The organism is Paraburkholderia sp. GAS334 (assembly GCF_050436625.1).
In the GTDB taxonomy this organism is placed as follows: Bacteria; Pseudomonadota; Gammaproteobacteria; order Burkholderiales; family Burkholderiaceae; genus Paraburkholderia.
On record NZ_JBNDMO010000036.1, the window covers coordinates 32,626 to 43,856 of the forward strand.

Genomic DNA, 11,231 nt, shown 5'->3' on the forward strand with positions numbered 1-11,231 from the left:
CAACCGCCTGGAATGAGTATCGATGCGAACAGGGGGCGCTCGTAAAAAGCTGGAACGAAGACAGGCTTGACGCGGCCGGGGTACGGACTGCGATACGGAAAACAACGAAACTTTCCTCCAGGAGGCGACACTTTGGAAAAGACACAGCTTGCGATGCCGACCAAGACGCGCTGGTACGACGGCCTGACAGCCGACCACTGGCGTGTCCTTCGGGGCGGTTTTTTGGGGTGGATTTTTGATGGCTTTGAGGCTCTCGCCCTCGTTGTCGTCCTGGTTCCGATGCTGAAATCGCTTTTGACACCAGAGCAGGCGATCTCAACGCCGGTCTACGCCGGAACTGTGATTGGCATAACCTTGCTCGGCTGGGGCGTCGGAGGTCTTGTAGGCGGCATCATGGCTGACTACGTCGGTCGAAAGACAATGATGCTATGGTCGGTACTTCTGTATGCGTTGTTTTCCGGGTTGACTGCGTTCTCCTCGACGTTCGCTGTCCTTTGCGCATTGCGCTTTCTCACGGGACTTGCGATGGGCAGCGAGTGGAGCACGGGGGTAGCACTCATCGCGGAAACATGGCCGGAACAGGCCCGCGCAAAAGGCGCGGCATTTCTGCAGTCCGGCTTTGGGTGGGGAACCTTGCTGGCCGCGGTCGTCTGGTCCTTTCTCGCGTCGACGCATCCGCTCGGAGCCGAGACATGGCGACTCATGTTTATCGTCGGCGCCCTTCCCGCAGTGTTTGTGCTGTATCTGCGTCGCGGATTGAACGAATCGGAAAAGTGGCAGCAAGCCGTCCGTGAAAGACGCTGGAACGCGACGACGAATACCGAGCCCCGGCATCCGGAAAGCTCCAGACAGGAAGGCAAGCGCCCTTTCACACTCAAGCAACTTTTCACCGAACGGGAAGCGCTGCGTCGAACCCTGCTCACACTCGTGCTCTCCATCATCTCTACGGTAGGCTGGTGGGCGATTTCAACCTGGCTGCCAACGTTCACAGTGAGTCTGGCAACAGCGCAAGGGATATCGGAGGCAGCGTCGTGGGGCACCAGGATTTCCATCTTCTATACGTCGGGCGCGATTGTGGCCTACCTGTTAGCCGGATTCATCGTCGATTCCATCGGACGGCGCGCATTTCTGTGCCTGACCTTCGTCGGTGCGCTCGTCACAACAATTATTACGTACCGGTACACAAGCTCACTTGTATCCATGGAAATAATTGCTCCGATAAATGGCTTTTTCACGCTCGGATGTGCATACGTCTGGATGGCGATCTACCCCTGCGAGCTGTTCACGTCGACCGTGCGATCGACTGCAATTAGCTTTGTATTCAACGCCGCACGTCTGATTGCGTGGGTGTTTCCGATCATCTCCGGTTCGATGATCAAGACGTTCGGTGGAGTGTCGTACGCCGCAATTACGATGAGCGCATGCTATGTACTTGGGGTGATTATCCCGTGGTTTCTGCCTGAGACGACTGGCAAAGGAATGCCGGAATAGCGATCTGGCAGTGCGCTGTCGATACTCTGGATTGGCCATGTGGAAGCTGGTCGACGTGGCTGTGTCGAGAGCCTTTTCTTTACTGAAGCAGCGGAGTCGAGGGAGGCCAAACATGACAATCGTGCAGATAAAGAATCATCTCCTGCATTTCCCACTTCGCTCGCCTGTGGGCGGTTCGGGTGTTTCCAGCGTGGACGTATTGATATCGGAGCTCTCGCTGACCTCCGGAGCAAGAGGCTTGGGGTTTTCGTACGTCCTGGGCGGCAGCGGCAAGGTCGCCTACGCCTCAGCCGAGCTGTTGGCGAAAAACATCGTCAATACAAAGCTTGACCATCCTGCGGCTACCTGGCGAAGAATGCATGCGACGTTAAACCGAAGCGGCCAGGGGCCCAACAATATCGCGATGGCTGCCATCGATGTCGCATGCTGGGATGCTTATTCCAGGGAGCGCGGGGAAGTTCTCGGTGTCAGCTTAGGCGGTATGGCGCGAGAAATTCCGGTATATGGCAGTGGTGAATACAACGCGAGGCAAAGTCCGAGTGAGGCAGCGGAGGTTACCAAAATGCACGCCGAGGCGGGATTCAAAGCCGTCAAGCCGCGCATCAATGGTGGTAGGTCCGCTATGGACGTGCTGGAGGCCGTTCGCGACGCGGCGCCATCGGGACTGGAGCTGATGTGCGACGTCAACGAGAAATGCACTGCGTCCCAAGCTCAACGACTAATGAGCTCTGCGCGAGAGTGCGGCTATCTGTTCGTAGAAGAACCGTTACCATCTGATGACGTGGCGGGTTACCGCGCGATAGCTCGCGCTTTTCCACGCCTGACCGCACTCGGCGAACACCTGCAAGGTGTGAAGGGCGCACTGCCGTTTCTGGCGGAGGGTTTGTGCAGCGTAATCCAACCTGACCTTGCGATGATCGGCGGACTTACCCCCGCATTGGAGGTCTCCCGAGTTGCTCACGCGTTCGGCGTTGAAGTCTCCCCTCATTTTTTGCCAGGTTTGTTTGTTCATTTAGGCTACGCTTGTCCAAATATGACGTGGCTCGAAGACTTCCCGCTGCTTGAACCTTTGTTTACCGGATGGCCGGAGACTGTAGACGGAAACCTGACCGCGCGCAATGCGGCCGGACACGGGCTGACGCTCGCCGAGGGCGTCCTTGAGCGCTTTAAAGCATAAACTTCAAAAGATAGAGGGTCGGCCGGGAAGTTGTTGAAGTACCGGCCGACAAGCACACCGGCAAACGCGATCAGCGCGACGTTAAGGTCAGCCATGGTTTTCCTTCTTCGTATCGACCCACGGCTGAGTGTAGTTGGAACGCGGGAATTTATGGCGGCAACCGCCCCACAAGGGCAGTCGCGCTACGTTACAAATGCCTGTGGGCGAGGCTCTGGTCGAGTGGATAGACGCCTTGATTCTAACGGCCGGAGTCCGACCATCACCAGCCATTGCGAGTGTATCCACCGACTGCAAAGGGTCGGCAGGTGACCTCTGCCGGCGACGATCATCCGTTGGCCGCGTCTTTGTTGGCGCGTGTTGGTTCGTCTCGCGAACGTGGTGGTGACGTTCCAGAAACCAACTGCAGGGCCCGACCGGGTTGACTTGTGCCGCACTCGGACCAGCGACCTTCGGACGGCCTCGCCGATCGAACATCGGTCCTTGCTCGGCCAGTTTCGGACTTGAAACAGCGACGAGTGCTGCCGCGACGCGTTCGGGCGTAGATGGAGGATACTTGCGTAGCAGCAAGCCAACGCATCCAGCCAGGATTCTGCACATGAAGACACTTTCTCTACTGACTCTTTGCGCTGCGTTGTTCTCGTTCGGCGGCGCGGCGTACGCGCAAGTCGACCAATCGGAGCCTCAGCTTCTGATCAAGACCGCGACGCAACAGATACTCGACGAGGTGCGCGCCCGAGCGATCGCGCCAGACGATATTCCCCGCATCATGGATATCGTAAACCGGGACATTCTTCCCTACACCGATTTTCGCCGCACCACGTCACTGGCGATGGGCCGTTACTGGCGGACGACTACGCCCGCGCAGCAGCAGCAACTCGTCGAACAGTTCAAGATGCTCCTGATTCACACATATTCGGGTGCTATCGGTCAGCTCCGTCCAGACCAGCGGATCGACTACCCGCCGATACACATCGCTCCAACCGATACGGACGTGGTGGTGCGCACGATTGCAACCAGGAACGGTGAACCAGCAGAGATCGATTACCGGCTGTACCGCACGCCGCAGGGCTGGCGGCTGTATGACCTGAATGTACTCGGCGTCTGGCTAATCCAGACATATCGGCAGCAGTTTAGTGACAAGATCCAGGAAAGCGACGTTGATGGTTTGATCAAGTTTCTCGCTGAGCGCAACCAGCAGCTCGCTTCGGGCAAGCAATAAGTGACCGCTGGGTATGATGGCGGCGGACGCTTACAGCAGAATGTCGGTCGTGCAATGGACGTTTCGCGGACGTGCCCGAAAGTGGCTTGAGCGGCTCCCGCGAGAGTATGGGGCCGGCGGAAATTCCCGCGGGCTGTGAAAGGTCTGGACCCGGCCATTTCCGGCCGTTCGACCGCACGCCTGGACGGACGTTCGAAGGTCGGCTCGGCTCCGACAACAGACGTTCGAGCGCAATTCGGGCGCAAACCAGTTTCGTCGCGTGGTTGGCCTATATAGCCGTCGTTCGGATTGTCATCGAAATGGCCTTTTGCGAGTAGTAATTTTCGAGAAGATCAAACGGTCTGGATCGACCCACATGCGCAGGTCGAAACTATGCGCATGTGGGATGAGGCCACAGTTCCAGCCCGGACCGGGTGATGACTCGGGCCGGCTCCGTCTGCGCACGGATCGAATTGCTCAACTCCGAAGGCGCGACTGTCACCAGCCTTTTCTATTGCGCCCAGGCAACCAGGGGGTTTCTCAACGGCGGGCACCTCGGGCAGTTTGCGATGGGCTTTCCAAGGTCGGGGCGTGTTCTGAGATCTGGGCCGATGTACGAATCCTTCAACCTGGAACGGGGACGATCACTGCCATGCCTGCAGAACAACCCGCATTAGCGAGACAGGGCAGCAACTGCCCTTCGCGCCTACCTCTTGCGCTGCCATTCTTCCCGAAAATGCTTTTACATGCTGTTTCATGCGCGAGCTCGACAGGAAGATCAGAGCGTTGCCGAGTGACGACGCATAAAACATCGAAGCGATCCCGGCTGCAAAGGAAGTCGAAGGATCGAACGGCAACCCACAATGGGCAAGCGCGCACCGCACGATCAGGGCTGTACGCCTGCCACCGACGGAACCGTCACGACCGGCACCCGGTAGCGCGCCTTCAATTTGAGGAACCGCTTTTCGACGTACCAGAACGAGATGGCCGCAACCGGGTACGACAGCAGCGCGAGCGGCAGCGTAAGCATGCTCGGCAGATGGACATGCGCGTGTATCATCCGAATGATCGGGTAGTGCCACAAGTAAAGGCCGTACGAAATCTTGCCCGTGTAAACCAGGGGCCGAAGCGACAGCGTTCTCTTCAACCAGCCGTCTTCGAGCGCCGCGGTGATGATCCATGCGGTGCACAGTGCAGCGAGCGTCAGTCCGATGGTTTGCGCCGCGAGCGTGCGAAGCCCGACGGTCGCGAGTATCGCGGCGATGCCGAGCACCGGCAGCACAGCCGTCCTTTGTGCGAGCCGGGCAAGCCGCTTGCCCGGCTTGAAGAGCGCGAGCGTACAGCCGATAAACAGTGGGTCGGCGTGCGTGTCGAAGCCGTTGTAGGTTCGTTCGGGATCAGCGCCCGATAAGGCCAGGTGCACTCGCCACACGGTGATAACGACAATCAGCGACATCGTCCAGCGGATTGCGTGCTTCCGGTGGATCAAGAGCAGCAAGAGCGGCCACACAATATAAAACTGCTCTTCCATCGACAGCGACCACGTATGCCCGAGTATGTCCTGGCCGAACCAGCTGAACGCACGATTCCAGTTCATCATGTACACCGCCGTGATGCCGATCGATTCGAGGATCGACTGTCGATGCGCGCCGTCGGCCGTGGTGACCGCGCGCAGCGCCATGAACGCGAGCAGGCAGGCGAACGCTGGAGCGAGCCGGAGAAAGCGGTTGAAATAGAATTGCTTAAGATCAACCCTGCCCGTAGAGTCGATTTCGTTGGCGAGGATGGTTGTGATCAGGTAACCGCTCAGCACAAAGAATATGTCGACGCCCGCCCAGCCTCCCGGCAGTGCGGAAAATGAAAAATGGTAAACGAATACCGCAGCGATTGCGACGGCACGCAGGCCGTCGAGGGACGGTTCGTATTTCACATGGCTGTCCTTTTCGAATTCCCGGCAGTGCGATTGCGCGCGAGGGCCGCAACGGCGGCGGTCGGGCGACAGGCAAACGTAGCAATCATAGCGGGAAGGTGGTCTCGTTCCGTGCACCAAGCCACAGATCGGAGCGAACGGCTGTGCGGGATTGCCTTGACGGCGCGCTGTAGCTTGGATGCATCGCCTGTCGAGGGTATCCGACACGTCGATCACGAATCTGTCTTCAGGGCGGCGCCTCACGGCAGGATGTAGTGCTCCCACCTTTTCCCGGCAGATGAATCCCGGCGGTTCGATGATGTGGCGTAAGGCCCCCGCAGATGATGCACATGCAAGTGCGACACGCGCCATAGACTTGACAAGCGCCAGACGCCAGACGAAGGAACCTTGGCGGAAGCGGTCGATGCCGCGATCAAGCTGCAGCAGGCGTCCAGCGATGGGGCAGCAGCGTCGGCCAACCCATCGGGCTACTGAAGCTGGGCCGAGCGGATCAGACTCATGATCGCCACTGCCCGGGGGGCTAATCCGGGCAACGGTGGTAGCAATGACCGCTGTACCCTGGAAGCAGTTCAACCCCGTGCCGGGGCCGGCGTGCGCGGAGAAGCAAGGATGAGGTATACAGGTGAACGGCGGCGCCGCAATGACCGACAGACCAATGGTGCGCGCTCGCGGCCTGCACGCCGTGAAGTGAGCCCGCCTGGAAGCATGGTCCGGGATTCGTCGGCGACAATGGTGAGCAGCGCAAGCTGCATCCCGTTCACGAGATCGAGTCAATATCGACGCATCCCATGGCGCTGCCGTTCACTAACCAGTGTGGAGCAGGCGATGGCGATGCGCAAGCGCGAAGACAGTCCCGAAGTGTTTCCGAATGCCGCCGGCATTGATGTGGGTGCCTCGAGCCACTGGGTGGCGGTGCCTGCAGCGGCGGCTGATGAGCCGGTGCGCGAGTTCGGCGCGATGACCGATGACCTGCACGCGCTGGCCGACTGGCTGCTCGCGTGCGGGGTTGACACTGTGGCGCTCGAATCGACCGGTGTGTACTGAATACCGGTGTACGAGGTGCTTGAGCAGCGCGGGCTGAGCGTGTGGCTGGTTGACGCGCGGCAGATGAAGTACGTGCCGGGTCGCAAGAGCGACGTGCTCGACTGCCAGTGGCTGCAGAAGCTGATGAGTCTGGGGCTGCTGCGGGCGGCCTGGCGTCCCGGCGATGAGGTCTGCGTGGTGTGTGCGGTGGTGCGCCAGCGCGAGGTGCTGCTCACCGAGCAGGCCAGCTGGGTGCTGCGCATGCACAAGGCACTGGTGCAGATGAACCTGCAACTCAGCGAAGTGCCCACCGACGTGATGGGCCTGACGGGCCAGGCGATTATCCGCGCCATCGCCGCAGTTTGATGCGCGCGCGGCGCTGGCGCGCTGGGCGGGGGTGGACCTGACGCGCATCAACGGCCTGTCGGTCACCACCAAGCCGAGCAGGACTGCGCGACAACGGCCGTTCACGAAGGGTGCAGCGGACCAGATAGACCGACGGTTCGTATGCCGGTGCGCGGGCCGACCGCGCTATTGTGCTTCGGTTGGGCGGCTCTTGGTAACAGTTACCGCTATTGAGAAACGATGCTGACGGTCAATGCGCAGAACTATCCGCTCATGCAGCGCTTCCACAAGCCAGGCGATGAGAAGCGCTCGGTCGTCATCGTGTCGCCGTCCGCATACGACGACTGGCTGGGTTGTCGCAGCACCGACGAGGCGCGTTCGTTCCTGAACCTGTACCCGCGGAAGAAATGGCGGCCGGGCCGTATCCGTTGCCGCCACGCAAACCGGTAAAGGAAGCCGCGAGCGGGCCATTGCTGGAGTGACGCGAGGCGTGCCGGCGGCGCAACTGGACTGCCGTCGATGCGTGCCAGAAAAACCGGCGGCTGGCGATCCTGGTGTCATGTCGCCTGCGGGTGGATGCGACCTCGCGTGGGTGGGTGCAAGGCGTCGTTTTCCCGACGAAATCAATCCGCGTGCGGCGCACGGGCAGGATTTCGGCTCCTCCCGTACAAACTTCCTCGTAACGTACCGCCTGACGGCGCGCGTTGCGAGGGTTGAGCACCTCTGTGTTGGACCGATTGACAACACAAAGAAGTGTTGTCATACTGTCCAACATGAAAGCAACTCTTTTGCTCAAAGAGCGTCACGCCGTAGACCGGGAAGCGTTTGCTGAATTGCTTGTATGGAAGGTGCCTGCACCGGTACGAGGAAGCACGCATTCTTTCAAGTACAGCCTCGCGTTTGTCGTGAGCGGACTGTGTGTCTTGCGATACGACAACGAGCAAGGCAAGGGTGATCACCGGCACGTCGGAAAGTCTGAAACGCCCTATGAGTTTTCATCGCCCGAGCAGTTAATCGTTGATTTTTGGGCAGACATAGATAGCTGGAGGTCGCAATGAAAACAGTCACTCTTGGCGTTGCTTCTCGCGATGCTGTCACGAAGCGTTTCCTTGCCGCAATGAATGGCAAGGCACAAGGAGCGTTCATAACCTTCGATTCACCGGAACTGCTGTTTCAAACACTCACGCAATTGCGCTGGAACATCATTCAGGCGATTACCGGAGCAGGTCCGCTTTCCATCAGGGAAATCTCGCGACGCGTTGATCGGGATGTCAAAGCCGTACACCGGGACGTGCATGCGCTGCTGAGCGTTGGAGTTCTGGAGCGCAACGCGGACGGCGCGATTGAGTTTCCATATGACGCCGTGCACGTCGATTTCATGCTCAAGGCAGCATGAAGGTCTAACAGTTGGTCAGACAACGGAAAAGCTTTATGACGCCCATCGAAGTAGCGCGCCGCTGGCGAGAAGACAACGGGTACGTCGGGCGGGTGGCGTGATCGTGCTGTTTGATGGCGCGGTGCAAAGCTGGGTCAATACACTGCGCAACCCGAACCACTGGCAACCGGGCTGCATTGCGATTGATGAACAAGGTCGGACGTGGACCGCTATTGCAGGCAATCAGGGCGATGGCGCGCTGATGTGGCTTCCCAACGATCCCGTATAGGAAAAACAATGCGCAAGAAATTCACCGCAGATGACGGCGTGACAACGGCGGATATGGTCCACTGTGGGCTTGATCATCTTACCGCTGCGCAGCTCCTGTTCGCGTCCGACGCGCACACTTTGACGCGGCGGGGTATCTATCGCATATGGGCGTGGAACTGTTGCTAAAAGCCTGGCTGCTCGAAGTTGCAGGCGGTTTTGACGGGACGCATGACCTTCGCGAGCTTGCGATAGCCCTGCAGGAGGGAACGCATCTTGGTGAGCTTCCGGAACAGTCCGCTGAGACGCTTGACCTTTTGAATCAGTTTGGTGAGCTTCGTTACCCGAACCGAAACAAGCCGGTCGAAATTGGCCAGGACCATTGGCATGCGATCGCGCTTCTGGTGTCCGATCTATGCAATTCAATGCCGCAAGAAATAGCCGAGGGGTTGGGCAAAATAGACCCTACTAGGAAGGCCGGAAGGGTACTGATGAAACGCAAGATCGACGATCAAGGTTGAGGACGGAAAAGCGGAGAGCGAATGGACGTGTTATTTGCCGTCGATGCGGCTGTAAAGGAAGCGATACCCACCGTCGTGCTGCGTCACCGAGCGGCTGGCGTATTGACCTGGGCGCTGCTCCATCTGATCGAGTCTGAAGTCCTCGCGGAGGTTGCCGCGACCGGGAAACATAGCGCACGGATGCTCAACATGCTACGTGCGCCAGCGGTGTTGGGCTACCCCGAAGGACGATCGGCCGGTGTCCTTTGAAGGGCACGACTTTGTGCCGCTGGTGTTCGGTGCAATTGATGATGCGTGGCGACGCGTCAACTGACAACGGAAGAAATTGCGCTTCGCCCCAAGTGTGGAGGTTGCCATGAAAAGGTTCGCGGAATATGAGGGCTGGAAGATCGAGGCATTGCCGATCATCCTGGCGAAGCAGCGGCTCTTTCAGGCGGCCGTGGTAATCGAGCACGATGAGGGCAAGCGCTTCGTGTTCTCTGACCTCGGCAACCGGGTCTATCGACGGCAAGCCGACGAGCGTGGCATCGAATGGGCGAAACGCTGGATCGACACAAACTACCGACTTGGCGCGCATAAGCCGCCGCGCACGGTTCGAGAACAGCCGTAACGTAACGGCCGGTATTTAACGGAAAAGCTCTTTGACCGTCGCAACGTTTCCACAATTGCGACGGGACGACGATCATGTCAGTGCGCGAGTTGCTTCGGCTGACATCGGTTCGGGGACGGCATGCACCGTCTGCACTCGAGTTCGCCCCGCAACTATACTTTCGGATCGAATCGAGATGCTCTCGCGGACGCGCGAGCCTGCGGCCTTCACTTGGCTCGACTTGTACGGGTTTCCGCGACGAATGTAATCGTCGGTGTCCGCCTCGATAGCGTACTCCGCAGCACCGCGCGCGTCCTCGACGACAAGACGGATGCTCTTCACATGGATGCCCGGCAGCGTGCTCTCGACAATGCGATTGAGAATGTGATCCCGCGCTATTGCCGAGTCGGCGGGACTGGCGAGCGCCGGGTCGGCGTGGAGCAGATGAATCACGACCAGCCGGTCAGTCGTATCGGTGAACGCGATCCGGTACCGCAGTGCGCAGGGCGCGCCCGATTCGTCCGGGTAGACGATGTCGGCAAACGAGCTTCGAAACGGCATAAACGCTCCTAGTGGCGTGATGATGCCGATTCGGACGAACCGGCAAAACCAGCCTACGGAGCGGGGCGGGAAGTCAAGTCGATGGAGAGGTATCCGAGTTGTCGATGGAGACGGGCTCGATGGTCGCTCGCAGGCGAACCACCGTGCGCTGGCTGACGAGTCCGAGCAACCGGCTCACATCTTCATTGCTGCGGCCGCTGAGTAACTGCCGACGCGCGTACGTGTTGCGCAAGACGCGAGGGCTCATGTCCGGCGCACGGAACTCGACTGCTTCCAGTGCATCGCGAACGATGATCCCGAGGAGCATGTCATTCATGGACTTTCCGCCTTTCGGAGCTGGGAACAACAACCGTTCTGCTTCGTCGCATTCAGACCGGCGCAACCAGCGCTCCAGAGCTGCGATTGCGAATCCCTGCAGCGTCACCTTGCGCTCCGCTCGCGCCCCGCGTTTGGGAACATGAATGTGCGGCCGCACCGCGTCAATGACGAGGTGGCCAATACGCGCTACACGAATCTCGCCCGCAGTGATGCCACTGCCCAACAGAAGCGCGACGACCGCCCGATTCCGTATTTCGCGATCGTTGTCGGCGGCCTGCGGCTGGATGTGAGATTGGAGCCTCTCGTCGGCCGCCGGGTCGAGAAAGAGGGGCTGCGGCTCGTCCTCGGGCCACTGTTCCTTGCGAACAAAGTCGGCGGCAGGATTGCTTCTACGCACGCCTGACTCCACGAGGTATCGGCACAGGCGATCGACGAG

12 protein-coding genes and 2 pseudogenes are annotated in these 11,231 nt (G+C 59.4%); 11 read left to right on the forward strand and 3 right to left on the reverse strand.

Translation table 11 applies throughout. From position 1 onward, the window contains the following. Positions 1–132: 132 nt before the first annotated feature. The 3 genes from P3T21_RS33765 to P3T21_RS33775 all read left to right on the forward strand — a co-directional run bounded on the left by P3T21_RS33765 (position 133) and on the right by P3T21_RS33775 (position 3,887). The gene (locus tag P3T21_RS33765) at positions 133–1,491 is read left to right on the forward strand and encodes an MFS transporter (protein WP_429260269.1); all 1,359 of its coding nucleotides are present in this window, start codon (positions 133–135) and stop codon (positions 1,489–1,491) included. Positions 1,492–1,603: 112 nt separating this feature from the next. Further along, on the forward strand, positions 1,604–2,668 hold the full coding sequence (locus tag P3T21_RS33770; RefSeq protein ID WP_429260270.1) for a mandelate racemase/muconate lactonizing enzyme family protein: 1,065 nt from the start codon (positions 1,604–1,606) through the stop codon (positions 2,666–2,668). Between the two features lie 595 nt (positions 2,669–3,263). Then, positions 3,264–3,887, forward strand: coding sequence for an MlaC/ttg2D family ABC transporter substrate-binding protein (locus tag P3T21_RS33775; RefSeq protein WP_429260271.1), 624 nt, complete (start codon positions 3,264–3,266; stop codon positions 3,885–3,887). 865 nt (positions 3,888–4,752) lie between these two features. Here P3T21_RS33775 and P3T21_RS33780 read toward each other — a convergent pair. After that, on the reverse strand, positions 4,753–5,796 hold the full coding sequence (locus tag P3T21_RS33780) for an acyltransferase family protein (RefSeq protein WP_429260272.1): 1,044 nt from the start codon (positions 5,794–5,796) through the stop codon (positions 4,753–4,755). An 825-nt stretch (positions 5,797–6,621) separates the two neighbouring features. Here P3T21_RS33780 and P3T21_RS33785 point away from each other — a divergent pair. The 8 genes and pseudogenes from P3T21_RS33785 to P3T21_RS33820 form a co-directional block, all read left to right on the forward strand. Then, positions 6,622–7,179, forward strand: a pseudogene (locus P3T21_RS33785) (IS110 family transposase); the annotation flags it as partial. Between the two features lie 225 nt (positions 7,180–7,404). Continuing rightward, positions 7,405–7,614 (forward strand): hypothetical protein, encoded by a 210-nt coding sequence (locus tag P3T21_RS33790; protein ID WP_429260273.1) that lies wholly within the window; start codon positions 7,405–7,407, stop codon positions 7,612–7,614. A gap of 323 nt (positions 7,615–7,937) precedes the next feature. After that, complete coding sequence (locus tag P3T21_RS33795) at positions 7,938–8,222, forward strand: toxin-antitoxin system TumE family protein (RefSeq protein WP_429260274.1); 285 nt, start codon at positions 7,938–7,940, stop codon at positions 8,220–8,222. Between the two features lie 59 nt (positions 8,223–8,281). Then, positions 8,282–8,560, forward strand: coding sequence for a transcriptional regulator (locus P3T21_RS33800; RefSeq protein WP_233468980.1), 279 nt, complete (start codon positions 8,282–8,284; stop codon positions 8,558–8,560). A 97-nt stretch (positions 8,561–8,657) separates the two neighbouring features. Beyond that, a complete protein-coding gene (locus P3T21_RS33805; RefSeq protein WP_429260275.1) occupies positions 8,658–8,828 on the forward strand; it encodes a hypothetical protein in 171 nt (56 codons plus the stop codon). A 100-nt stretch (positions 8,829–8,928) separates the two neighbouring features. Beyond that, positions 8,929–9,327, forward strand: a pseudogene (locus P3T21_RS33810) (HEPN domain-containing protein); the annotation flags it as partial. Between the two features lie 21 nt (positions 9,328–9,348). Beyond that, positions 9,349–9,576 (forward strand): DUF2471 family protein, encoded by a 228-nt coding sequence (locus tag P3T21_RS33815; RefSeq protein ID WP_429260276.1) that lies wholly within the window; start codon positions 9,349–9,351, stop codon positions 9,574–9,576. 106 nt (positions 9,577–9,682) lie between these two features. Beyond that, the gene (locus tag P3T21_RS33820; RefSeq protein ID WP_429260277.1) at positions 9,683–9,937 is read left to right on the forward strand and encodes a hypothetical protein; all 255 of its coding nucleotides are present in this window, start codon (positions 9,683–9,685) and stop codon (positions 9,935–9,937) included. Between the two features lie 72 nt (positions 9,938–10,009). Here P3T21_RS33820 and P3T21_RS33825 read toward each other — a convergent pair whose 3' ends face one another. Both P3T21_RS33825 and P3T21_RS33830 read right to left on the reverse strand, forming a co-directional pair. Then, positions 10,010–10,477 carry a hypothetical protein gene (locus P3T21_RS33825; RefSeq protein ID WP_429260278.1) on the reverse strand — a complete coding sequence of 156 codons (468 nt, stop codon included), beginning with the start codon at positions 10,475–10,477 and terminating at the stop codon, positions 10,010–10,012. Positions 10,478–10,550: 73 nt separating this feature from the next. Then, the coding region (locus tag P3T21_RS33830; RefSeq protein WP_429260279.1) for a tyrosine-type recombinase/integrase at positions 10,551–11,231 on the reverse strand (681 nt) is incomplete at its 5' end.

What these genes read in the sequence shown, in the direction of transcription:
- P3T21_RS33770 (WP_429260270.1), top strand. Translation starts at nt 1,604, where the DNA reads ATGACAATCGTGCAGATAAAGAATCATCTCCTGCATTTCCCACTTCGC.
- P3T21_RS33775 (WP_429260271.1), top strand. Translation starts at nt 3,264, where the DNA reads ATGAAGACACTTTCTCTACTGACTCTTTGCGCTGCGTTGTTCTCGTTC.
- P3T21_RS33790 (WP_429260273.1), top strand. Translation starts at nt 7,405, where the DNA reads ATGCTGACGGTCAATGCGCAGAACTATCCGCTCATGCAGCGCTTCCAC.
- P3T21_RS33795 (WP_429260274.1), top strand. Translation starts at nt 7,938, where the DNA reads ATGAAAGCAACTCTTTTGCTCAAAGAGCGTCACGCCGTAGACCGGGAA.
- P3T21_RS33800 (WP_233468980.1), top strand. Translation starts at nt 8,282, where the DNA reads ATGAATGGCAAGGCACAAGGAGCGTTCATAACCTTCGATTCACCGGAA.
- P3T21_RS33815 (WP_429260276.1), top strand. Translation starts at nt 9,349, where the DNA reads ATGGACGTGTTATTTGCCGTCGATGCGGCTGTAAAGGAAGCGATACCC.
- P3T21_RS33820 (WP_429260277.1), top strand. Translation starts at nt 9,683, where the DNA reads ATGAAAAGGTTCGCGGAATATGAGGGCTGGAAGATCGAGGCATTGCCG.
- P3T21_RS33825 (WP_429260278.1), bottom strand. Translation starts at nt 10,477, where the DNA reads ATGCCGTTTCGAAGCTCGTTTGCCGACATCGTCTACCCGGACGAATCG.